This is a genomic window from Pontibacter korlensis (assembly GCF_000973725.1).
Taxonomy (GTDB): Bacteria; Bacteroidota; Bacteroidia; order Cytophagales; family Hymenobacteraceae; genus Pontibacter; species Pontibacter korlensis.
Window position 1 is genome coordinate 997,501 of the sequence record NZ_CP009621.1, and the last position, 24,092, is coordinate 1,021,592.

Below are 24,092 nucleotides of genomic sequence, written 5' to 3' on the forward strand. Positions count from 1 at the left end.
GGCCGCCTCCTTCTTGAAGCGGGGTGCAAAGGTAAGAAGCTTTTCCTTCCTTGCAAGCACCTGGCGAAAACTTTTTTCTCAGCCCTTTCCACTGAACCGCCCCCTGCCGGAACGGGATGCAAAAGTACGAAGATTCCCCTGCCCCGCAAGCCCTGCCGCAAGAAAAAGACACTCCGGCAGCGGAAGCGCCTGAAAGTGAGAGGGAAAAGTTTTCAGTTTTACTTCTTCCCTAGTTTACCTTGCTGGCAAACCTCTTTTCGGACGCTTAGAAATAACAAAGAGGGGGCAAGATAAAGTTCATCTTGCCCCCTCTTTTTGTAGGAATTTCTTTTGCCTTATGCGTTTTTAGGCTTCTTATATAGCGGCACTGTGCTACACGGCTCTCCGTACATGACACTAGATGCCACCGGCACCAGCTTTCGCATCGCCTCTACATAAGCATATGTGGGTACTGGTACACTTCCGCAACCTTTTACTACAACCTTTGCATCCCGATACTCTTCCATATCGATTTTAGCGATTGCCTCTTGAAATAAAGCTTGCTCCAATGCCTCTAAATCACCAAACACATAGTAATTGGCATAGTTCTGCAGCTTTGAGGCCAACAGCATGTAGGCCCATGTTGGCACAATAGCATCTACTGAACAAGTGATGGCTACATTCTTACCTTCATACTGCGACCAATCATGCTCTTTTACAAAAGCACGGAAATCTTTCTCTCGCAGGATCAGCCCTTGAAAGAGGTTGTCTTTTATATCATATACAACACGCTCGCCTGGATGCAACAGCTCCTCCAAGTTAAGTGTTACCAGCGCACTTTGCGCCACTCGATTAATTATCTCTTCTGACATGGTTAATTCTCCTTTTACTTGGCTCCTTTACTCGGACTTGTAATATAAACATCCTTCAGGTAGAAGGGTTCATAGTATGCTACGTCTTCGAAAGCCTTTTGCTCATACTTTGGTAAAGCCAGCGCACCTATGGTTTTAGCTGTCGGCACCACATTGTCTACAAACAAAGCATTGGCTTCAGTGTTCATCAACTCTTTCAATTTAGCAGCGCCACTACCAAAGAAGATTATCGGCCGTTCTTTTAAATGTTCTTCAAACGCATGCTCATCTAGCACAAGAGGCGCAATTGGCTCCACCTCCTCCAGTTCATGTGTCAATAGACAGGTATAAACTTCCATTCGGCGGGCATCTAACATAGGGCAGTACAGATACCGCTCCGGGTTAGGCGTCATATTTATTACCTGCGCAGCTAGCCCGTACAAGGTAGACACTTCTAATAATGGTATATCCAACGAGTAGCACAACCCCTTAGCTGTAGACGTGCCAATGCGCAAGCCTGTATAAGAACCAGGCCCTCCTGATACCACTACCGCACTTAAATTCTGCAAGCTAGCACCACAATTTTCTACTAACTGCGACACCATTACAGTTATGTGTGAGGAGTGCGATTTCTCTATCTGCAGCTCAGATGCCCCCAGCAGTTGCTGATCTTTATAGAGTGCGATAGAACAGACGGTTGTGGAAGTTTCCAGTGCTAGCAACAGCGGCATGAGCAAATTTGATTATGGGTTATAGTTGGATGCAAAATTACGCCAAGCTGGCGAAGCCTCCAAAATTAGGACCGGCTAAAGCAAAAGAGGGAAGCACTGTCGCACCTCCCTCCCCTGCTTGTGTGTTTTATATCTTAGTTGGCCTTCAAGTATGATTTATACTTAGCCGGATCGTTAAGCACCTGAACGGCTGCTATAATATCCGGATCATCATCAAAAGAAGACTCTATATATCCTTTTTGCAGATAGTAACGAGAAGCAATCTCAGCCTCCAGCATTTCCTGTATCTCCGAGCGGAATCGGATCAAGTCGTTTGCTTTATTATGAGATACTTTCTTTTTGATAGCCTCCAACTCAGCCTTGATATCATCGAAATGTTTACCTTCTTTGGCTTTAGCTGCTACATCACTCAACTCACTCTCAATGGCTGTTGAATAAGAGAGGTCCTTATTTTCCAGATAAGCGATAAACTTCTTATACTCCGCATCTGTAAGCTTAAATTCTTTTGCTGATGGGATTGTCGGGTGCTCTAGCTTATACTTGTTAGCATAGTCGAAGAAGTAGCCTTTACCTGCAATAGTTCTGGTGATCTCAGAGAAAGAAGGCTGCTCTACCTCTACGTCAGGGCTTACACCGCCTCCGTCATATACTACTCTACCTGCTGCTGTTTTAAAAGCCATGCGAAGTGAGTCTGGGATAGTGGCTACACTGCCGTCTTCGTTACGATGCGCATAGTCTATAGCCTGAATGCAGCGACCACTTGGAATATAATATTTAGCTGTGGTTACTTTAAGTTGAGAGTTATAAGAAAGCGGGCGTGTTACCTGTACCAGTCCTTTACCGAAAGTACGCTCTCCTACCAATACAGCTCGGTCATAATCCTGCATTACGCCAGCCACAATTTCTGAGGCTGATGCACTACGAGAGCTGGTAAGCACTACCAACGGCATCTCCAGGTCCAGCGGCTCATCAAGGGCCTTATAAGTTTTGTTCCACTCTTCTACCTTACCCTTGGTGCTCACAATGTCTCTGCCTTTCTCCACAAAAACATTCGAGATGTTCACAGCCTCATGCAGCAAACCTCCCGGATTATCGCGCAGGTCAAACACGATTTTCTTAGCGCCCATCTCCTTCAGCTTCTGCACTGCCATTTTTACTTCCTTGCCTGCATCCACTGTAAAACCGGACAGCTGCAAATAACCGATTTCGCCATTCAGCATACCGTAGTATGGCACATTGTCCACCACAATGTTTTCGCGCATCAACTCTACTGTTCTGGACTTATTCTGTCCGTAGCTGCGCACCTCTAACTTTATAGGTGTATTAGCCTGACCCTTCAGCAATTTACTTACCTCATCGGTAGCTTTGCCTTTCACATCAACCCCATTTACTTTAAGAATCTCATCACCAATGGCTAAACCTGCTTTATGTGCCGGAGAGTTCTCGTAAGGCATTTGCACTATCACTTTGCCATCGCGGCTGCCGATGATAGCACCAATACCGCCGTACTGACCAGTGGTCATAGTGCGGAAATCCTCTATATCATCTTCAGGAATGTAATTAGTGTAGGGGTCAAGCGACTTGAGCATGGCATCGATACCCGTGCGCATCATTTGCGCAGGCGGCACGTCATCCACATAGTAGGTGTTTACTTCTTTGAAGAGTGTAGCAAAAACGTCCAGGTTTTTGGCTATCTCAAAGTATTTTTCAGAGTCGGTTTTAAAGGAAAAGAGGCCTAAGGCAAAAACGCCAGCTAAAAGGCCAGCTATAGATTTCTTGTACATAATGTCAGGCTTAAGGAGACGGGGGTAAGTCTATTTATTTAGACAACGCTCCAAACCTGAAATTAGTTTTTTTTGAATAGAGTGGAAGGTTTTTTTTTCCTTACCAATGTACAAGATACCCAGCAGGCGCGGAGCCTGATCCGGGCGCTGGTACAGCATGTGCTTATTAAGTCGATATGCCTCCCGCATTTGTCGCTTTAGGCGATTGCGGTCTACGGCGCGCTTAAAATAGCGTTTAGAAACAGAGACGAGAACCTGGGTTTGCCCAGGCGGCAGGTCCTGCGGTGTATAGTACACAAACCGCAGCGGATACAAATTAAAAGAAGAACCCTTTGAGAAAAGCAGCGAAATGAGCCGCTTACTACACAAGTGTTCTTCTTTTGAAAATGTATAACTGTTAGGCTGGTCGGCTTGCTGCTCGTTAGCTGCTGCTGAATCCATTAGCGGCTATGCAATAGCGAAGCCAATTCCTGTATCAGGAATTAAGCTGCCTTATGTCTTTTTTCGCTAGAAACTGTAAGTCTCTTTCTGCCTTTGGCTCTTCTGCTGGCCAATACTCTTCTACCGTTAGCGGTTTCCATTCTTGATCTGAAACCGTGCTTGTTTCTTCTTTTTCTCTGAGAAGGCTGGAATGTTCTTTTCATCGTCTGCCAATGGTTTTATTATGGCCTGCAAAATTAGTAAACCTTTATAGAATAGCAAAGTCTGCTTCAGATTTTTTGTAAAAAGATACTGAAGCAGTGAATGGTTGCTGTTGAAATAACTAGTAGTATATGCCTGCCGATGCTGTAGTTAAGGCTAACAAAAGCGGTTATACTTGTTGCTAGTTACTGTCTATCATATAGCTTTCAAAACTCTACAGTTGTATAGTCCATTTCCGACGCTCAAGCGTAGGAAATCAAATCATAGCAGCCCCCGCCCCTCCTTAGTCATGGAAGGGTTGGTGGAGCATGTTGCCGCACATTGCCTTTCCGCTTACCCTGCTTATACTTGTATCACTTTTGCGAAGTCCAAAGTATAAACTGATTCATCAGCAGCGTAAATCATGATCTACTACCACCTCTCCTTTCAGAACCCGCTTTCACATTTTGTTGATATCAAGATCACCATAAAGGATAACCAGCAGCAGGAGCTATACTTACAATTGCCAGCCTGGCGCCCCGGCAGGTATGAGCTGCAGCACTTCGCCCAGAAGCTGCGGGCAGTTACCGCCACGGCTAACGGAGAAAGTATAGCAATAGAAAAAGTAACGAAAGACCGGTGGCAGGTGCAAACGAAGGGAGCAAAAGAGATAGAGGTCAGCTATAGCTTTTTTGCCCGCCAGATGGATGCAGGGGGCTCGTGGCTGGATGAGGAGCAGCTATACCTAAACCCGATCAATTGCCTGATGGCAATAGAAGGGCGCGAGCATGAGCCTTGCCAGCTACAATTGCAACTGCCAGAAGAGTGGCAAGTTGCCTGCGGCTTACCTGAGACGGAGAAGCACATGCTTGAGGCAGCTACCTTCGACGAGCTGGCAGACAGTCCATTTATTGCCAGCGACACCCTAAAGAGGGAGACGTTTGAAATGGGTGGCTATACTTTCCACATCTGGCTTCAAGGCGATTGTCAGCTGGACTGGGAGAAGCTAAAAAAAGACTTTGCCGGCTTCACTAAAGAGCAGCTGGAGGTGTTTGGGGATTTCCCGGTTAAGGAGTACCACTACCTGAACGAAATTCTGCCTTACCGCTACTACCATGGGGTAGAGCACAGTCATTCCACTGTTATTACCCTTGGCCCGGGAGAACTGCTGATGACACCAAGCCTTTACAAAGAGTTTGTAGGGGTAAGCTCGCATGAGCTCTTCCATACCTGGAACATCAAGAAAATCCGCCCGAAGGAGATGCTGCCCTACAATCTTACACAGGAGAACTACTTTAAGACCGGCTACGTGGCCGAGGGTATTACCACCTACTACGGCGACTATATGCTTGCCCGCAGCGGCTTCTTCAGCGCCGAAGCATACTTTGAAGAGCTAAACACGACGCTGCAGCGCTATTTTGCCGACTACAGCCGCCACAACCTCTCCGTAGCCGACTCTTCTTTCGACCTGTGGCTGGATGGCTATAAACCAGGCACTCCTGATCGCAAGGTATCCATCTACATCAAAGGAGCCCTTACAGCACTACTCCTGGACCTGCAGCTTCGCAAGACTACCGACAATAAAGCAAACCTTGATGTGGTAATGCGAACGCTTTGGGAGCAGTTTGGAAAGAAAGATATAGGCTACACAGAAAAGGACTATGCGCAAATAGTAGCCGAAGTGGCAGGACAGTCGTTCCAGCCATACTTCGAAAAGTATATCAACGGCACTCAAGATATAGAGCCGGCACTAGATGAAGCACTGCGCTACGTAGGTTGCACCTTAGTCCAGCAGCAGAACTCTTTGATCTACGAGAGCAAGTATGGATTCAAGCTAGCATCGGACGGAAGTGCGAATGTAACAGCCATAGCCCCTGCCTCTCCTGCCAGTGAGTTGCTAAGTATGGATGATGAGTTGGTAGCTCTAAACGGGCGCAAACTGGAGAGCAACCTGCAACAGCTGCTTGCATTGGAGCCGCAGGAAATGGAGCTAACCCTGTTCCGGGACAAGCAACTGCGCGCGGTAAGGCTGGAGCCCAACGGCAAAACCTTCTATAGCAAGTATACTGTCCAGAAGCGCCAGGATGCCACAGATGCAGAAAAACAGAACTTTAAGTTGTGGCTGAAGCAGCAGTTTTAATTGGCGACACAAGTATAGAAACACAGGACTCAAGACTTTTCTGCTTGTGTAGTTAGACCGCTAGCCCTATAGGTACTAACCCATTCTAAAGCCCCACAAAACTGTATTCTGCCCCAATTACTAAGGCAGCAGAAGCAGTACATTATTTTACAAAAGTTCTGTGTCTTTATACTTATGCCCTTTGTCTCTAATCAAACAGCAGCTTAGCGTAGAACGAAGGTTGCTTCAATCGTTCACGCAGGTCCAGGTCGTTGAACATGCAGGAGATGGTTTCGGCAAGGGCTTGGTTTTTGGAGGCTTTACTTGCCACTTTATCGAAGAGCCACGGGTAGTTCAGGAGCTTTTGCATCTGCCGACTTAGCTTTAGCTCTTTCCAGAGGCGGTTGTATACAGCTTTATCGTAGCCATGCATGAAGGCAGCTGAGAAATCCTGCTGTTCCAGGCATTTGGCGGCCTGTTCTGCTGCCCATCTGCCGCTAATCATGGCATTGCTGATACCTTCGCCGGTAAAAGGATCTATCAAGGCACCCGCATCACCTAAGAGCATATAGTTGTCGCCGGAGATAGTGCGCTTTTTTGAACCTAGAGGTAGCCCGAATCCACGGATCTCATCCACCAGCTCAGCCTTTGCGAATCGCCGCTGCAACTCCGGGTGTGTTTCTATCATGCAAAGCATTTCCTTTTTCAGGTTTACTTTTTTGCGACTCACGGCGCTGCTCAACATGCCCACTCCTACGTTAGCATAACCACCAGGAAGCGGAAAAACCCAGAAATACCCCGGCAAAAAGTCTTTGAAGAAGTGTAGCTCTATAAACCCATCTGCATCCATATCGGACACACCTTTGTAATATGTCCGAAGCCCTGCGCAATAATGCTCCGGCTCTTGATCCAGACCTGCCACGTGCCGCGTGAAGCCAGACTGAGCTCCGTTAGCCATCAGTAGCAGCTTAGTCTGCACCAACGGTTGCCCCTGCTTATCAGAAAGGACATACCCGCCCTCTGCAGCAGGTTTATACTTGACCACATCCACCTGTTCCAGGAATTTTACCTCTGGCCGCTGCCTTACCTGCTGCACCAAAAAATTATCGAAATGAATGCGTTTGGAAATATAACCGGCTGGTGTATCCTGATCAGGCTGGTAGTTATACTTAAACGGCACACTCAGTTTATGTCCGCCGGGCGAGATAAAATGTATTCCCCAGGAAGGCATGGCTTCCTGCAGTTCTCCTAGTTGTGCGGGCAAGTCTGGGGAGATTCGGCGCAACTCATTCACTACCTTACCACTCAAAGCGTCGCCGCATACTTTATCCCGTGGAAAGCTAGCTTTATCAATCAAAAGCGAAGGTATGCCTTTGTTGGCGAGGTGAAGGGCAGCAGTGGCTCCGGCAGGTCCGGCGCCGACTATACAAATATCTGTGTTGTGCATGGTAAAGTATAAGGTATGCTAAAGATAGCAGAAGCTGCCAAACGGCACAAACCGGATATAAAAGAGGGGAAGTCCTTGTACAGGACTTCCCCTCTCCGTAATTTTCATAGCTTATTTTGCGTAGGATGCCTTATTTCTTCTTGTAAGGCATGTTGTTGCCACCTTTTGCCAAGTTACGATTCGGATTCTGTACCTTCGAGTCGTCCTGTTGCAGTGACCTTTTAGCAGGATCTATTTGAACTTGATCGTTATAGCCTTCCTGCTGGCGCTTGTTTTCTACTTTACCAGTTGCCTGCTGTTCGGCCTGCTTCTGTAATCTTTCCTTGTTGTTATCTTTATTATCGTTCATAAGCTTATCTCCTCATTTAGTCAACACTTAGTTTTACCCCATATGGCTATACTTTGTTGCACTTTGATACTGCACCTTATACCTGAGAAGATGCATGGAAGCTTATAACAAGAATTAAAGTTGCACTATATCTAAAACAAAAAGGGAGGCCTAAGCCTCCCTTTTAAAGTTGTATGTTTTGCTGTGCCTACTGCAGCACTGTATCAAATGCTACCAGATTAACGAACTCCTGCACACGGCTGTCAATTTCTTCCTGCGAAAGGTTTTTCAGGCGCTCTGTACCGAACTTCTCCACGCAGAATGAAGCCATTGCTGAGCCGTAAATTACCGCGCGCTTCATGCTTTCGAAGCTAATGTCGCCAGTGCTGGCCAGATACCCAATAAAGCCACCTGCAAAAGTATCGCCGGCTCCGGTTGGATCGAATACTTCCTCCAGTGGCAGGGCTGGCGCGAAGAACACTTTGTCCTCGTTAAACAGCAGGGCACCGTGCTCTCCTTTCTTAATGATCAGGAATTTTGGTCCCATTGCCATGATCTTTTTGGCAGCTTTCACGAGAGAGTACTCGCCGCTTAGCTGGCGCGCCTCCTCATCGTTGATAGAAAGCACATCTACCAATGCCATCGTAGCCTTCAGCTCATCCAGGACGATGTCCATCCAGAAGTTCATCGTGTCCATTACAATCAGCTTAGGGCGGTTGTTCAGTCGCTCGATTACCGTTTTCTGTACCTGCGGCGCCAGGTTACCCAGCATCAGGTATTCACAGTTCTGGTACGCATCCGGAATAATAGGGTCAAAATCGCCCAGCACGTTCAGCTCAGTAACTAGTGTTTCGCGGCTGTTCATGTCGTTGAAGTAGCGGCCAGACCAGAAGAAAGACTTTTCGTTCTCTTTTACCTGTACCCCTTCGGTGCTGATGTTACGCTGGTGCATCAGAGCGATGTGGTCCTGGTCAAAATCACCACCTACTACCGATACTACATTTACCGGCTTCACGAAGTATGAGGACGACAGCGAAATGTATGTTGCTGCACCACCTACGATCTTATCTGTTTTCCCGAAAGGGGTCTCCAGCGCATCAAACGCCATTGAACCTACTACCACTAAGCTCATCTTAATATAGTTAAGAGTTTAAATTTATGAACCGAGAGTTTGCACACCTACACGAGGCAGGCCTTACGCTCTGCTTCACTATTTCCTGACAAATATAAATAAAAAAAAGCCCTTGAAGTTTGCTTCAAGGGCTTTGGGTGGAAGATGGGGCTCGAACCCACGACCCCCAGAATCACAATCTGGTGCTCTAACCGACTGAGCTACAACCACCGTGTCTCTTTTGAGTGTGCAAATATACACATGAAATCAGACAACGCAATACCTCACGCGCATTTTTGCACAAAAAATTTCATTTACCTGCCGTTTTATATTTACGCAAACAAGTATAAATGTATGCCATTTCAGCTAGTAAAAAAGGCACCGACACAACTAACTACTTGTACATCTGCATTATACCGACTTCTAACCAGGTAAAGAGAAACAGATTCCATAGCCCAAGAAAGAATATAAGCGGTAAAGCTCTGCTGTTGCTATAAGCTTTTTTCTTATAGATTTTCCAAAAGTTGGGTTTTCTCTCCACACCTGATTAGGTTTAAAAGCACATTACTTAATGAGCTTACTGCCGCACCAAGGACAGTAGTTAATTACCACCATTGTGGCGCTGCCGTTGTATACCGGTATACCATAAAGTCCTTCGTCCCATTTGTTGATGATTACGTCAGGGTCATCATACTTTACCTCTCCATCCTCATCCAGGCTCTCGTGCACTTTGTCAGCCATCATCATACAGCAGTAGCCTTCGTAGTCGAAACCACTAGCCTTCAGCTTTTCAGCGGTGGCCCAGTTGTAGCACTCCTCGTTCTCGTGAATGGCATCTATATAGGCTTCATACTCCTCTGAGGCTGTTACCTCCTCCGGCAGTTCTTTCCCGAAGAATCGGGCATGCAGTTCTTTAAATTGCTCTAGCTCCATACCTTACCTGTCGAACAACAGTCGCTCTCCTTTCTTGCTCTCATCAAAAGCGCCATTAGCAAAGGCTATATGGCCCGAAACCAAGGTATGGGTAACACTGCTACTAAACGTATGGCCCTCGAAAGGAGACCAACCACACTTGTAATAGGTATTTTCCTTAGTAGCAGTATACGGTTTGTTCAGGTCTACCAGCACCAGGTCGGCCCAGTATCCTTCTCTAATGTAGCCACGCTCACGCACATTAAAAAGTATGGCTGGCGCATGGCTCATCTTCTCCACTACCTTCTCTAGCGTCAGCTTGCCTTGCTTTACAAACTCCAGCATCATCTGCAGTGAGTGCTGTACCAGTGGCACGCCAGATGGTGCTTGCTTATACTTGCCCTGCTTCTCATCCCATAGGTGTGGGGCATGGTCGGTGGCAATTACGTCCAGCTTATCCTCCAGCAGTCCTTTTAACAAGCCCTGCTTGTGGCGTGCCTCTTTTATAGCCGGGTTACACTTTATCTGCGTACCAAACTCATCATAATCCTCCTTATCGAACCACAGGTGGTGCACACATACCTCAGCAGTAATTTTTTTCTCTTCCAGCGGAATGTCGTTGCGGAATAGCTTCAGCTCTTCTTCGGTGGAGATATGCAGAATATGTAGGCGCGTACCGTGCTTCTCGGCAAGCTTAACCGCCATAAAAGAGGATTTGAAACAAGCAGCTTCGTTGCGGATCTCCGGGTGGCACTTTATAGGAATGTCTTCGCCATACTTCCCCTCATAAATGGCCATGTTGTCGCGGATAGTCTGCTCATCCTCGCAATGCACGGCAATAGGCAGCTTGGCTTTGGAGAAAATCTGCTCCAGTGTCTGCTCGTTATCTACCAGCATATTGCCTGTAGAGGAACCCATGAAAATCTTGATACCGCAAACGGTGTTGGGGTTAGTGAGCAGCACCTCGGCCAGGTTATCGTTGGTGGCTCCCATGTAGAAAGAGTAGTTCGCCAGCGAGGTTTTGGCGGCAATGTTATACTTATCCTCCAGCAGCTCCTGCGTGGTAGCGTTAGGCACCGTGTTTGGCATCTCCATAAAAGAGGTGGTACCGCCTGCCACAGCCGCTCTGGCCTCAGTTTCGATATTGGCCTTGTGCGTTAGCCCTGGCTCACGAAAGTGCACCTGGTCGTCTATCACGCCGGGCAGCAAGTGTAAGCCGGTGGCATCTATGGTTTCGTCAGCCTCGGCGGTTATACTTTGGCCAATCTGCGCGATGCGTCCGTTCTGCACCAGCACATCGGCGGTGAATATACTTCCTTCGTTTACGAGTTGGGCATTTTTTATGAGGATGGATTTCATGCTTGCTTAAGATATGTGCTGAACAAATTTAGCACACAATATCTAAGTTTCCTGCAGAAATCCCATTCGTTTACTACTACATCGCTGGCGAGCTGCTCATTTACCTATTCAGGCTTCATCAGCTTACCAATAAATAGAATAGCATTAGATGACTTCTCACGGATCATGAACACAAAAGGCCTGTTAATGCGGATGGAAGGCGGCAGCGATGTTTCTATGATGCCTACAGAGGTGACGGCTGCTGCTTCTGTACCTTCTTCGTTCACCTCTACAAATGTTTTGTGACTTACCTCTGATATAGCCAAGTTGCTCCTTCCTTCCACCATACGGCTTAGGTCAGCCTCACCTGTGAAGGCGATGCTCATTCCCATCTGCTCCAGCAAATCGTTGAGTTCTTTCTCATACTCCAGCTTAAACTTTGGCATATGCAGCTCCAGCTTTGTGCTGTCTGCAGCCATTAGCCATGTAGTCAGGTTAGCCTTGCTCAGCTCCTGCACCATATCCTGTACAGTCTGCTCCTCTTTAGGCACAACCAGCGTCATGCTATACTGTTGGTTACCGTAAGGCAGGTCAAGCACTTCTTTCGTCTGGTCCTGGTAGTAAAGGTACTTGCCTTCTCTCATCGTCATAAAGTCGTGCGTAAGGGTGCTGCCATCTTCGAGGAAAAACTGTCCAGGCTGTGTTAGCTTTTTATCGAAAGGGTAAGTCCAGGTTCCTTTAAAGTAAATAGCGTTGATCAGGAACAGCACATGGCGAGGTGTTACTTCCTTTACAATGTTTTCAATCTTTCCATCGGTTTTGTCCTTCACCCAATTGTTAATCTGATCTTTGGCAGCAGGCGAAGAGAAATCCAATCCCTGCACTGTGGCGTCGAAGTACGTTTGATTAGCGTTTAGGAAAGGAGCCTGCAGTTGCAGATCATTCCTATACCACAGGGAATTGGCAGAAGTAAAAATCACTTTCCTGTCGATACCTTTCAGCAGCTCTGCAAGACTCTTGAACGACCTGTTGATTTCCTCATCCGAAGCCGGCTCGAAACCCAGTGTCTGTCGCATAGCTTCTTTGGTAGCTCCATCAGCTCCGTTGTAGGTCATGGTTAAGGCCATGCTGATGCTAAGCGGAGAGACAAACATGTTCTCTGCTCCTTCGTCCTCGCTAAGCAGCGCGAAGGAACGAAAAGCAAAATCGTTAGAACTGGAAACTATTTTTTGCTCCTGCACTGTCAGCTCGCGCACATTCGGGGAGTTTTCAGCCACCTCGTCGTGTTGGCAAGCTGAAAGCAACACGCTTGCCGCTGTGGCTATACTTAAGATGAGTGGGTTCCTGTTCATGGTTAGTATGCGTAGCAATTGGCCTTCAATTATCTGACCCTGGACTTGCTTTAAGGGTTGCAAAGGAGCTAACTAAAATTCCAAACACAGTGGTGATAGTCAGTGCTTGTAGTTGCCAGTCTTATCATTTTAGCTCCCTCCCACAAAAATCCCGTACCTTTGTACATTAACACTAAGTACAAATACTACCATGGCCGAAGAAGCGGAGAAAGAAATAACCACGTTCGAAGATTTTAAGCTGAACAAACAGCTGCTGAACGCCATTGCCGATGCTGGCTACGAAAAGCCTACACCAATACAGCTACAAGCTATCCCGTTGATTATGGCGGGACACGATATATTAGGGATCGCCCAGACAGGAACCGGCAAAACAGCTGCTTTCCTACTGCCACTGCTCATGAAGGTAAAGTATGCACAGGGCCAGCATCCTCGTGCCATTATTATTGCGCCTACCCGTGAGTTGGTGATGCAGATTGAAGAAAATATCACGCTGCTGGCCAAGTACACTGACCTCCGCCATACTGCCATCTACGGAGGCTTAGGCCCCAAAACGCAAATCGAGATTATCAATAAAGGTATTGATATACTAGTGGCTACACCTAAGCGCCTGATGGAACTATACCTGAAAGGAGAGCTTGTGCTGAAAGACCTGAAAACACTGATTCTGGATGAGGCTGACAAGATGATGGACATGGGTTTTATGCCCCAGATCCGCCAGCTTCTAGAAGTGATACCGCGCAAGCGACAGAACCTGCTCTTCTCGGCTACCATGCCTGATAAGGTGGTGCAGTTGTCGGAAGAGTTCCTGGAGTTCCCTACACGTGTGGAGATTACGCCACAGGCCACACCGGTGGAAACAGTTAGCCAAATGTTATACCGTGTACCGAACCTGCGCACTAAAATAGAGCTACTGGAGCACCTGATTCAGGATATAGAGACATTTAAACGCGTGATTATCTTTACACGCAGCAAAAAGAACGCGGAGAGTGTCTCTAAGTTTTTGGAGCACCGCAATTATGGCGATGTGCGAGCCATACATGGTAACAAGGGTCAGAATACACGCATCAATTCTATGGAAGCCTTCAAAGGCGGGGAAGTGCGCTTCTTAGTAGCTACCGATGTAGCGGCCCGTGGCATAGACGTAACTATGGTAAGCCATGTGATCAACTTCGACGTGCCGCTTATATACGAAGACTATGTGCACCGTATTGGCCGGACAGGTCGCGCCGAAAACGAGGGAGCAGCCATTACGTTTGCTACTGAAGCTGAAATGTACCACGTGCGCAAGATCGAGAAGATCATCAGAATGCAGATACCGGAAGAGCCGATGCCTGCCGAGGTAAAGCTGTTTGAAACGCCTTTTGAAGAACAGCAGGAAATGGCCATGGAAATAGACCGCCAGAAACGCCGCGAGAACCCTGATTTTAAAGGAGCCTTCCATGAGAAGAAAGGCAAGCACAAATCTAACTTTGCAAAGGGCAAGAAGAGCAAAGGCGATCCGAAAAACTCGTTCTGGCAGAAGACCAAGAAAAAAGGCAGCCGGAGGAAATAACCAAAGCGGCCCGAAGTATTCAGAAGACTTCGGGCCGCTTCTTTTTATATTTGTTCATCTTTGATTAAAACCACTGCCCGGCCAGGTCACCAAACTCAAACACCATCAGGTTTAAAATAGCGCTCCACACTATGGCGCTCCAAAGCATATGAATAAAGATCTGTTTACGGGAGGCGCCAAAAACCGCGACCACTACGGTACCCAGTATGGGTGAGAAGATGACGGGAGTTAAAAAGGCCACTCCTATCACGCCATAGCTTCTCCAGACCTTAACAATGCGCCGGCTCCTCTTACTGAACACCGGCTTCCTTTGTGCCCGCTGTCGCGCAGACCACCATTTCGAAAACGCCTGCCCCACCACCGAAAAAATAACCACGGTAGTCATCATACCTGCGGCCGTAAGAAGCACCGACTCCATGTATGATAAGCCTGCTGCCACCCCTGCCAAGGGGCCTCCGATAAACTTCACCATACTCACCAGGTAAACTGTGAGGTACTTTAAGACTTCTACTGACACAGGTTCTAAATAAAGGTATAGTACAAGACGCTTGGCCAAGGGCCAAACAGTAGCTTATACGTATGGGAGGTGATTTAATTGAACAAAATCACGCACAAAGTGCACTGTAATGCTATTACAATTATGCTACAAAGCTGCAACGTTAACAGGCACGCGTGTTCAAGGCTTATATTAGATCTTCGGCCCAAATGCAAGGTCACCAGCATCGCCGAGGCCCGGCACAATGTAGGACTTCTCATTAAGGTGGTCATCCAATGCGCCCAGCCACACATGTGCCTCAGGCACATGCTCACGTACATAAGCCAACCCCTCCGGAGCAGCAATAGCAGCGGCAATATGTACTTGTGTTGGTTTACCATGGCGCAGCATGCCTTGGTAAGACTTCACCAACGATCGTCCGGTAGCTAGCATGGGGTCCGCCAGAATCAGGATCTTGTCGTGCAGATTAACTGAGGCCAGGTACTCCATGTTTATCTGCAGTTGCGTATTCTCCTCTTCTACACGGTAAGCTCCTACAAATGTACTGTAGGCTTTATCAAAATAATTAAGCATACCCTGATAGAGCGGTAAGCCAGCACGGAGAATGGTAGCCAACACCGGCTGCTCTGCCAATAACAAGGTGCTGGTTTCAGCAAGAGGTGTGGTAACAGGCACTTCCTTGTACGGCAATGTCTTCGAAATCTCGTAGGCTAGCAACTCGCCCAGCCGCTCCAGGTTGCGGCGGAAACGCAGGCTATCACGGTGCACGTGCACATCGCGCAGTTCTGCTACGTAGTGGTTAGCAAGCGAAGGAGTTTCTGTGAGGATATGTATATTTTTCTGTTCCATACAAGATATTGAAGGCTGTTTTATAGGCTTAAAGATACACATGTGCCTTAGCTTGCTCCAAAATTAGTATAACGTTTCGCTGTTAGGTGTAGGCACACCACCTTTCGGAAAGATACAGCGTAAACCGGCGAGGCTGAAGAATGTTAGGCCCTCCAAATACTTTAGGAAAGTATAATTTAGAGTTAAATACCAGCATTCTAAGCGGCAAAAACAGTACATTCGCACTTTATTACATAGATTTCTTTTAAACGCAACATACATGAAACGCATACTTGGTGCCTTCTCCCTTCTGCTTGCTACTTTTTCTACGCAGGCGCAGGACGTATATATGCCCTACAACCGCGACACGTACCACCTCGTGGACCGCTACCAGATAAAGCATGGCAATCAGGTACCGAACATGCACACAGCTGTGCGCCCTTATGGACGTGCAGAGGTAGCAGAGTTAGCCGAGATCAGTGCCCGCAACGCCCAGACTGCTGTTGACGAGTTCAACTCAGCTTACCTGCTTAACGACAACTGGAACTATACTGACCAGGCACAAAACGACAGCCGTAAGCCCTTCCTCAAGCACTTCTACCGCAACACCACAGACTTATATCATGTGGATACTGAAGATTTTGTTCTGCGTGTCAATCCTGTAATACATTTTGAACTAGGGTTGGATAATGAGTCAGATGGAGTACGCTACATTAACACACGTGGTGCACAACTTGAGGGAAGTATAGATAACCGCTTCGGCTTTTACTTCTTTGTTGGTGAGAACCAGGCACGTTTTCCGGAATATGTGACCCGCCGTATCCGCCGCGATGGTGTGGTACCGCACGAAGGCTTTTGGAAGGACTTTAAAGAGGACGCCACTGATTTTCTTACTGCACGCGGATACCTCAACTATGCCCTGAGCAAACATGTGGAGATACAACTGGGCCACGACCGCCACTTCATTGGCGACGGTTCCCGTTCCCTGATTTATTCAGACTATGCACCACCCGCTTTCTTCCTTAAGCTCAACACTAAAGTATGGAAGCTGCACTACATGAACCTCTTTCAGGAACTCATTCCGGTATTTAATCGCAGAGATGAGCTCTACCCTAAGAAGTATATGGCGATGCACCGCCTGGGCGTCAACATAACCGACAACTTCAATCTGGGACTGTATGAGCAAATCATCTTTGCGCGGGGCAAGGGCCGATTTGAGCTGCAGTACCTGAACCCAATTATTTTCTATAGAAGTGTAGAGCATGGCCTGGGCAGTCCAGACAATGCCTTGCTAGGTGGAGACTTCCGCTGGAACATCCTGAACCGCGTACAGCTGTATGGCCAGGTAGTGCTAGATGAGTTTGTGTTAGATGAGGCAAAGTCAGGCGAAGGCTGGTGGGGTAACAAGTTCGGTGGACAAATCGGTGCCAAGTACATCGACGCCTTCGGCATTAACAATCTGGATCTGCAGGGCGAGATCAATGCCATCCGACCTTATACTTACCAGTACGCCGATGAATTTTCTAACTACCAGCACTATCGCCAGCCACTGGCGCACCCTATTGGGGCAAACCTGGTAGAGCTAGTGGGTATTGTGCGATATCAGCCTATCCCGCGTCTGAATCTAACTGCCAAGGCTATTGCTACCCGGTATGGCCAGGACATCGTAACCGCTACCGATACAATAAACTATGGTAACAACGTACTTCTCTCCTACCTGGATCGTGTATCCACCTACGGTAACGAGATTGGGCAAGGCATCAAAACAAACCAGGTGTACCTCGACTTGAACGCATCGTTTCAGCTACGCCACAATGTGTTCCTGGACCTGAAACAGGTTGTGCGCCGCACCAAAGCACAAGGCGAGGCGCCTGATTATAACACATCCTTTACCTCATTTGCCTTCCGCTGGAACATTCCGCAAAGACTACACGAGTTTTGATAGAAAGTCTCTCCCATAAACAGGAGAGGCTTTCTTGTTGAATTTCAGAAACAAGTTTAGTCAAATACCAGCTTTGGTAAAACTTTTCCCTAGCATTTACCACTCCATTCTATTTAAGTATCTTTGCGGCAGCTTAAAAGGCTGGTGCCTTAACGGCCATAGTACAAACATTTTAAATATAGATTTGTGGTTGCTGCAAGGTAGCCATACTTGCTGTTTGCAGCCTGCCATAGGCTTGTGGCTAGCAGCGCCAGATATACCATGAAGACCTACCTTCGCATACTTCAGTTTGCCAAACCTTACAGCCGGTTTGTGCCATTATATTCCATTTATACTTTCCTGGGCATCATCTTCGGGCTTTTCAACTTTACGCTGATCATTCCTTTGCTAAACGTTCTGTTTGGCGAGGTAGGCCAAGAAGAAGCAGCGCTGATGGCTACCACCAAACCGGAGTTCTCGCTCAACATCGAATTTTTCAAAGACTTCTTCAACTACTATTTCGGACAGATCATACTGCAAGAAGGTCGTGAGGGTGCCTTGGTGTTCGTGTGTGTTATGGTGATCATCTCGGTGTTCCTCGCCAACTTGTTCCGGTACCTGGCCTTCCGAATAGTGGGTGCGCTACGGGCACACGTGGTGCGTAACATGCGCCAGACAGTATACAAGCGCGTTACAGAACTGCACCTGGGCTACTTCAGCAATGAGCGCAAAGGTGACCTGATGACGCGCCTGACCGTGGACATACAAGAAGTGGAGAATTCAGTAGTAAGTACCCTGACGGTGGTAGTGCGCGAGCCAATCTCCATCATCGCCTTTTTTATACTACTGTTCAATATGTCAGTGGAGCTGACGCTGTTTTCGCTTATCCTTCTGCCTTTGTCGGGTGGTATCATAGCAGGCATCTCCAAGCGCTTAAAGCGAAAGGCCAAAGAAGGCCAGAACTCCCTGAGCTTTATACTCACTATTATCGATGAGACACTGAGCGGTATGCGCGTAGTAAAGGCTTTTAACGCGGAGCCTTTTATACTCAGCAAATTCCATGATCAGAACAACCGCTATGCCCGCATTCAGCGCTCCATAGCTAATAAGCGTGACCTAGCCTCTCCCCTTTCGGAGTTTCTGGGGGTTTCGGTGGTAGCAGGACTGCTGCTGTACGGTGGTACACTGGTTCTAAACCAGGAGTCAGAATTATCGGCTAGTGAGTTCATTACTTATATTATCCTGTTTTCGCAGGTGCTGGTACCGGCCAAAGCCATGTCAGCAGCTTTCAGCAATATCCAGCGGGGCCTGGTATCCGGCGACCGTGTGCTGCAGGTGATTGATACGAAGCCTATGATCACCAACAAACCAAATGCGAAAGTTCTACCAGCCTTCAGGCATGAGATAGAGTTCCGGGATGTAGCCTTTGCCTACGGTGATAAACCAGTTTTGCAGGACATCAACTTCAGGATTGAGAAAGGTAAAACGGTAGCGCTGGTAGGCCCATCAGGTGGAGGTAAGTCTACCTTGGCCGATTTGCTGCCACGTTTTTATGACCCAACAGCAGGTGCTATACTTATCGATGGTCACGATATTCGGGATTATACGATAGAATCGGTGCGGGCGCAGATTGGGGTGGTAACGCAGGAATCTATCCTGTTTAACGATACGATCTTCAACAACATCGCCTTCAACAAAACCGATGCTACAGAGGAAGAAGTAATTGCTGCTGCTAAAATTGCCAACGCACACGAGTTTATCATCAACTCCGAAGATGGCTATCAGACCATGATCGGCGACCGGGGCGGCAAGCTCTCCGGAGGGCAGCGCCAGCGCCTGAGCATTGCAAGGGCTATACTGCAGAACCCGCCTATACTTATACTTGATGAGGCCACCTCAGCTCTGGATACGGAGTCGGAGAAACTGGTACAGGAAGCATTGACAAACCTGATGAAGAACCGTACTTCTGTGGTAATTGCGCACCGCCTGAGCACGATACAGCATGCAGATGAAATTCTGGTGCTGCAGCAAGGCCGTATAGTGGAGCGAGGCACCCATGAGGAGCTACTGGAGCACTCGGGTTTATATGCAAAACTGACCCAAATGCAGCTTACAGTATAAGTTAAATTGCACTGCATCACCTCAGAAAGTGCCCGCAAAAGCAAGTTTAGCCTATAATGGGTGGCAGCAATGATATTTTTTTGCTAATTTTAGCAAAACAGTTGTTGCACCAAAACTTGCTAAAGAAGCATGAAAGCTCTCAAAGCACTTCTCGATGTACTTGTGTTTGGCTACATCATATTTACGGTACTACTTTTGGCCGGCGTTATTGACGAAAATACTATTCTGAATACCACTGCAGAGGATCAGGCACTTACGCTTTACAAGTCTCTTGTGGCTGTGGGTGGTGTAGTGATGCTGGCCAGGGTACTGATGAGCAGCGTTTATGTAGCCGACCTGAAGCACGATAAGTATCGTGCTGAACTGAAGATCAATAACCTGAAGGCTAACCTTTACGAAAAGCGGCAGGCATTCAGGAGCAATAGCTATAAAGAAGAAGCCTTGGCCGAGGAACAGAAGGCTGAGGTAGCGTAAAACACCTACATGACATCTACTACCATACTTGCAGAACTAACGCAGGCACAGGAAGTGCTTTCTGCGTTTCTGTCTGATGCGCAAAACATCGCATCTATTGAACAGGCCGCCGACGCAATGGCTAACTCCATCAAAAACGGGGGCAAGATTCTAAGTTGCGGCAACGGAGGTTCCATGTGCGATGCCATGCACTTTGCCGAGGAACTAACCGGTCGCTACCGCGATAACCGCAAAGCCATACCTGCCATTTCCATCTCCGACCCCAGCCACATGAGCTGTGTCGGTAACGACTACGGTTATGACCATGTATTTTCCCGCTACCTCGAAGCGTTAGGCAATAACGGAGACGTATTACTTGCTATTAGCACGAGCGGCAACTCTAGCAACGTGATCAAAGCAGCCGAAACCGCAAAGGCAAAAGGCATGAAAGTAGTAGGCCTCACTGGTAAAGACGGCGGCAAACTTGCTCCGCTTTGTGATGTAGAGGTGCGTGTTCCTCACTTCGGCTACGCTGATCGTGTACAGGAAATCCATATCAAAGTGATACACATACTTATACTATTGCTAGAGCAGAAATTAGTATAACCGTACTTGAAAGTATATAAAATCCGGCTGGTAGAAACAAGTTTTCTGCCAGCCGGATTTTGCTTTTAAGGCTTTAGTTACTGTATACCTCAGCTGCAGTTAGCGTAGTATAAAGTAGTAGCCTTACAGACCCAAATTATATCATGAAGCACACGCTATACTTACTCTTAGCTCTATTGCTGCTTGCCTGCCAGAACCAAAGCAGCAATAACCAACTGGAGCCTAGCAGTGTGCCGATACCAGATACAGTGGTTACCGCACCTCCACCCAAACCCAACACACCGGACTCTGCCTACCTGATTGTACCTGGGAAAAGTATCGGGCACATAAGACTAGGTATGTCTGCCGAAACAGTAACAAAGCGGTTAGGCAAACCCGACAGCGGAGATGCTGCCATGGGAAAAGCATTGTCTTTCTGGATAGCTAAACAGCCTCAGGAGCCCCGACATTATGTAGCAGTTTATACTGTAACAGATTTTGACGGCAGATCAGAGAAGCCCAAAGTACAGCAGGTACAAGTAACATCACCAAGGTTCCGGACTAGAAATGGCATTGGTACTGGAATGTTGCTATCAGAGATACGGAAGCAGTTTAATAACTTGCAGCCGTTGGCTCACTACCTAAACAAACAGAAGCAAGAGGTGTACATTTATGACGACCAGGAGCAGGGGATAGCCTTCGAAGTGACAGTGCTGGATAGTCTCTGTACAGCCATCACCATACACCGAAAAGGCGAGAACATGACTGATGTGTACTTGCCTCTGTACCCAGACATTACTTGGCTGAATCAGCCTCGATGAGCAATTGGCTGCAACACACAAATATTTAAGTATAGACCGGAATCAATTAACAACCCGTGTTGTTCCGCATCAAAATCTTCTGAAACCTATATTTCCACAATAAGGAAACATGCTTATCAAAACGTTTGGCAGCGCTGTACAAGGCGTAAATGCCTACACCATTACTGTAGAAGTTAGCATAAGTGTTGGTACCAAGTACTTTCTGGTAGGTCTGCCAGATAATGCCGTTAAGGAAAGCGAGCAGCGTATAGAGTCTGCACTAAAGCAGTACGGCTACAAAATCCCGCGTCAGAAGGTCGTAATAAACATGGCTCCTGCCGATATTCGCAAGGAGGGCTCCTCTTATGACCTGACAATTGCCATGGGCATACTTACCGCCTCTGGCCAAATAGCACCTGACAGAGCTTCACAGTACATGATTATGGGTGAGTTATCGTTGGATGGCTCTTTGCGCCCTATAAAAGGTGTACTTCCGATTGCCATTCAAGCTAGGAAAGAGGGCTTCAAAGGATTTATACTTCCAGCTCAGAATGCACAGGAGGCGGCCATCGTGAACAATCTTGATGTTATTGGAGTGGACAATATTTTAGAGGCTATAGAATTTTTAGATGGCGCCCGCGACATTGAGCCACTCGTGATAAATACTCGCGAGCTTTTCAGCAATACCGCCGACCAACATGCTGCCGATTTTTCAGATGTGCAGGGACAGGAGAATATTAAGCGCGCCTTAGAGATTGCCGCAGCTGGTGGCCACAACCTGATTATGATAGGTCCTCCGGGAGCCGGAAAGACTATGCTGGCCAAGCGCCTGCCTTCTATTCTGCCACCACTATAGATGCATGAAGCACTAGAGACGATAAAGATTCACTCTGTAGCAGGTAAACTAGGCGAAGCAGCTTCGCTGCTGACGACACGACCATACCGCTCGCCGCACCACACTATTTCAGATGTAGCCTTGGTAGATGGCGGAGGCGTACCACAGCCTGGTGAGATTTCGCTATCGCATAATGGCGTCTTATTTCTGGATGAGCTGCCGGAGCTTAAGCGTACTGTACTGGAAGTAATGCGCCAGCCGTTGGAAGAACGCAGAGTTACCATTTCGCGTGCTAAAACCACTATAGATTTTCCGGCTAACTTTATGTTGGTGGCAAGTATGAATTCTTGCCCCTGCGGCTACTATAATCACCCAGAAAAAGAATGTGTATGTGCTCCCGGCGTAGTGCTGCGCTACCTGAACAAGGTAAGCCGGCCGCTGCTGGACCGAATCGACCTTCATGTGGAGGAAACACCAGTAACTTTTTATGAGATGACTGCCGCCCGCAAAGCTGAGAACAGCGCTTCGGTGCGTGAGCGGGTAATACAAGCCAGAGAAGTACAAACAGAGCGTTTCAAAGATGTGCCTCAAATCCACTCCAACGCAATGATGCCTTCGCAGATGGTGAAGGAGATCTTCCTGATAAATGAGGCTGGCCGCACGCTGCTTAAAACTGCCGTGGAACGCTTAGGCCTCTCCGCCCGCGCCTATGACCGCATCCTGAAAGTGAGCCGTACTACTGCAGACCTTGCCGGTAGCCAAGACATAAAAATTGAACATTTAGCAGAAGCTATTCAGTACAGAAGCCTCGATAGGGAAGGCTGGGCAGGCTAGGCATCAAAAACAAATAACCCACTTGTTAACAACAATTTAACATTAGCGGCAGCTACTTTTAGTTGCCGCTTTTTCTTTGCCTTTTGCTTAAACTGCACTCCCTTAATTGTACTACAATGTCGCCAAAATATAAGGCTAGTGTTATACTTTTCTGAAAACTGCGCGTAATACACTTACAAATAGCAACTGTGGCATAAAAGCCAAGCTAGTTTACATGCTTTACACGAACCATACTATGAAAAAGACACTATTACTGCTTACGCTTCTGCTTACATTAACCACTGTATTTACCGCTGAGGCACAGACACGCTTTGGGGTTAAAGTTGGTGTGAACTACTCAGGCTTTGAAGGCGATGATGCTGACGACGCTGACAGAAGGTTTGGCTTCCATGCAGGGGTGATGGCTTACATGCCTGTAGTAGAAGATTTCTTTGCCATTAAGCCGGAGATACTATACTCTCAGAAAGGAGCAGAGTTCGAGGATCTGGCAAACCTCAAGTTCAGGTTAAGCTACGTTGATGTGCCAGTGCTGGCACAAATCAATGCAGGGCCTTTGTACTTTGAGGCAGGTCCGCAGGTGTCGTTTAGGGTGCAGGATAAAGTAGAAGTAGATGATGCTAGTTATGATGTAGATTCTGATGCGCTAAAACGCACCAGCTTTGGTTATGCCGCCGGCATAGGCTTGGCCTCCACTCCTCTTGGCTTAAGTGTAGGGGTGCGCTACAATGCCGACTTTACAAAACTCTATGAAGATGACAATGCAGGTAATGTAAGAAACAGTGTCTTTATGCTGACGCTGGGCTATATGTTCCCGAGCCGTTAAAGAAGCCTTTAGTATAAAATAAAACTATGGAAAACGGAAAGTCCGGCTCGCCGCCGGACTTTTTACATACATCACTTCCGCTAGTAAAATATTCACCTCAAACATATTTTTAGATTCTATATAGAATCAAACTATATTTTGGCCCGCTTGTTGATAGTGTGTCAGTGCATGCATGTTTAGTGCAGCCTCTTTAGGCACAGATTTTTTATAGAATCAGTACCAGAGAGTTGCACCATTTTGAAGTTAAATTAATAAACTCTATTACCTTAAA

21 protein-coding genes, 1 tRNA gene and 1 pseudogene are annotated in these 24,092 nt (G+C 47.4%); 9 read left to right on the forward strand and 14 right to left on the reverse strand.

Annotated elements, in window-relative coordinates; all coding sequences use genetic code 11:
• Positions 1 to 335: 335 nt before the first annotated feature.
• The 5 genes from PKOR_RS04050 to rpmH all read right to left on the reverse strand — a co-directional run bounded on the left by PKOR_RS04050 (position 336) and on the right by rpmH (position 3,989).
• Entirely contained in the window at positions 336 to 851 is a 516-nt protein-coding gene (locus PKOR_RS04050; RefSeq protein ID WP_046309268.1) for a DUF2480 family protein, read from the reverse strand.
• 14 nt (positions 852 to 865) lie between these two features.
• Positions 866 to 1,561, reverse strand: a complete 696-nt coding sequence (tsaB, locus tag PKOR_RS04055; protein WP_046309270.1) for a tRNA (adenosine(37)-N6)-threonylcarbamoyltransferase complex dimerization subunit type 1 TsaB — start codon at positions 1,559 to 1,561, stop codon at positions 866 to 868.
• A gap of 134 nt (positions 1,562 to 1,695) precedes the next feature.
• Complete coding sequence (locus PKOR_RS04060; RefSeq protein WP_046309271.1) at positions 1,696 to 3,345, reverse strand: S41 family peptidase; 1,650 nt, start codon at positions 3,343 to 3,345, stop codon at positions 1,696 to 1,698.
• Between the two features lie 30 nt (positions 3,346 to 3,375).
• The gene (locus PKOR_RS04065) at positions 3,376 to 3,786 is read right to left on the reverse strand and encodes a ribonuclease P protein component (RefSeq protein WP_046309273.1); all 411 of its coding nucleotides are present in this window, start codon (positions 3,784 to 3,786) and stop codon (positions 3,376 to 3,378) included.
• A 41-nt stretch (positions 3,787 to 3,827) separates the two neighbouring features.
• Positions 3,828 to 3,989, reverse strand: a complete 162-nt coding sequence (rpmH, locus tag PKOR_RS23995; RefSeq protein WP_071784616.1) for a 50S ribosomal protein L34 — start codon at positions 3,987 to 3,989, stop codon at positions 3,828 to 3,830.
• A 401-nt stretch (positions 3,990 to 4,390) separates the two neighbouring features.
• On the opposite strand from rpmH, the gene PKOR_RS04070 reads away from it, so the two are divergent.
• Entirely contained in the window at positions 4,391 to 6,106 is a 1,716-nt protein-coding gene (locus tag PKOR_RS04070) for a M61 family metallopeptidase (protein ID WP_046309274.1), read from the forward strand.
• A 187-nt stretch (positions 6,107 to 6,293) separates the two neighbouring features.
• Here PKOR_RS04070 and PKOR_RS04075 read toward each other — a convergent pair whose 3' ends face one another.
• From PKOR_RS04075 to PKOR_RS04105, 7 genes are all read right to left on the reverse strand, one after another.
• The gene (locus PKOR_RS04075) at positions 6,294 to 7,532 is read right to left on the reverse strand and encodes an NAD(P)/FAD-dependent oxidoreductase (RefSeq protein WP_046309275.1); all 1,239 of its coding nucleotides are present in this window, start codon (positions 7,530 to 7,532) and stop codon (positions 6,294 to 6,296) included.
• 130 nt (positions 7,533 to 7,662) lie between these two features.
• Positions 7,663 to 7,881, reverse strand: coding sequence for a hypothetical protein (locus PKOR_RS04080; RefSeq protein ID WP_046309276.1), 219 nt, complete (start codon positions 7,879 to 7,881; stop codon positions 7,663 to 7,665).
• Between the two features lie 187 nt (positions 7,882 to 8,068).
• A complete protein-coding gene (locus PKOR_RS04085) occupies positions 8,069 to 8,992 on the reverse strand; it encodes a PfkB family carbohydrate kinase (protein ID WP_046309277.1) in 924 nt (307 codons plus the stop codon).
• A 135-nt stretch (positions 8,993 to 9,127) separates the two neighbouring features.
• Positions 9,128 to 9,203: transfer RNA gene (locus tag PKOR_RS04090), tRNA-His, on the reverse strand.
• 332 nt (positions 9,204 to 9,535) lie between these two features.
• Positions 9,536 to 9,904: a DUF6980 family protein gene (locus tag PKOR_RS04095; protein WP_046309279.1), complete on the reverse strand. Its 369-nt coding sequence runs from the start codon at positions 9,902 to 9,904 to the stop codon at positions 9,536 to 9,538.
• Positions 9,905 to 9,907: 3 nt separating this feature from the next.
• On the reverse strand, positions 9,908 to 11,242 hold the full coding sequence (locus PKOR_RS04100) for a dihydroorotase (protein ID WP_046309280.1): 1,335 nt from the start codon (positions 11,240 to 11,242) through the stop codon (positions 9,908 to 9,910).
• Between the two features lie 104 nt (positions 11,243 to 11,346).
• Positions 11,347 to 12,573, reverse strand: coding sequence for a serpin family protein (locus tag PKOR_RS04105; RefSeq protein ID WP_046309282.1), 1,227 nt, complete (start codon positions 12,571 to 12,573; stop codon positions 11,347 to 11,349).
• Between the two features lie 190 nt (positions 12,574 to 12,763).
• On the opposite strand from PKOR_RS04105, the gene PKOR_RS04110 reads away from it, so the two are divergent.
• Entirely contained in the window at positions 12,764 to 14,125 is a 1,362-nt protein-coding gene (locus tag PKOR_RS04110) for a DEAD/DEAH box helicase (protein WP_046309283.1), read from the forward strand.
• Between the two features lie 64 nt (positions 14,126 to 14,189).
• Here PKOR_RS04110 and PKOR_RS04115 read toward each other — a convergent pair whose 3' ends face one another.
• Both PKOR_RS04115 and upp read right to left on the reverse strand, forming a co-directional pair.
• Positions 14,190 to 14,642 (reverse strand): hypothetical protein, encoded by a 453-nt coding sequence (locus PKOR_RS04115; RefSeq protein ID WP_235337234.1) that lies wholly within the window; start codon positions 14,640 to 14,642, stop codon positions 14,190 to 14,192.
• Positions 14,643 to 14,813: 171 nt separating this feature from the next.
• Positions 14,814 to 15,470 carry a uracil phosphoribosyltransferase gene (gene upp, locus PKOR_RS04120; RefSeq protein ID WP_046309286.1) on the reverse strand — a complete coding sequence of 219 codons (657 nt, stop codon included), beginning with the start codon at positions 15,468 to 15,470 and terminating at the stop codon, positions 14,814 to 14,816.
• A 259-nt stretch (positions 15,471 to 15,729) separates the two neighbouring features.
• On the opposite strand from upp, the gene PKOR_RS04125 reads away from it, so the two are divergent.
• From PKOR_RS04125 to PKOR_RS04155, 7 genes and pseudogenes are all read left to right on the forward strand, one after another.
• Entirely contained in the window at positions 15,730 to 17,391 is a 1,662-nt protein-coding gene (locus PKOR_RS04125; protein WP_046309288.1) for a hypothetical protein, read from the forward strand.
• 261 nt (positions 17,392 to 17,652) lie between these two features.
• Positions 17,653 to 19,491: an ABC transporter ATP-binding protein gene (locus tag PKOR_RS04130; RefSeq protein WP_046309289.1), complete on the forward strand. Its 1,839-nt coding sequence runs from the start codon at positions 17,653 to 17,655 to the stop codon at positions 19,489 to 19,491.
• A gap of 129 nt (positions 19,492 to 19,620) precedes the next feature.
• Complete coding sequence (locus tag PKOR_RS04135; protein ID WP_046309290.1) at positions 19,621 to 19,965, forward strand: hypothetical protein; 345 nt, start codon at positions 19,621 to 19,623, stop codon at positions 19,963 to 19,965.
• A 9-nt stretch (positions 19,966 to 19,974) separates the two neighbouring features.
• A complete protein-coding gene (gene lpcA, locus PKOR_RS04140) occupies positions 19,975 to 20,550 on the forward strand; it encodes a D-sedoheptulose 7-phosphate isomerase (protein WP_046309291.1) in 576 nt (191 codons plus the stop codon).
• 143 nt (positions 20,551 to 20,693) lie between these two features.
• On the forward strand, positions 20,694 to 21,350 hold the full coding sequence (locus PKOR_RS04145; RefSeq protein ID WP_148561629.1) for a hypothetical protein: 657 nt from the start codon (positions 20,694 to 20,696) through the stop codon (positions 21,348 to 21,350).
• 109 nt (positions 21,351 to 21,459) lie between these two features.
• A pseudogene (locus tag PKOR_RS04150) lies at positions 21,460 to 22,998 on the forward strand (YifB family Mg chelatase-like AAA ATPase).
• A gap of 235 nt (positions 22,999 to 23,233) precedes the next feature.
• Entirely contained in the window at positions 23,234 to 23,821 is a 588-nt protein-coding gene (locus tag PKOR_RS04155; protein ID WP_046314066.1) for a porin family protein, read from the forward strand.
• Positions 23,822 to 24,092 lie beyond the last annotated feature (271 nt).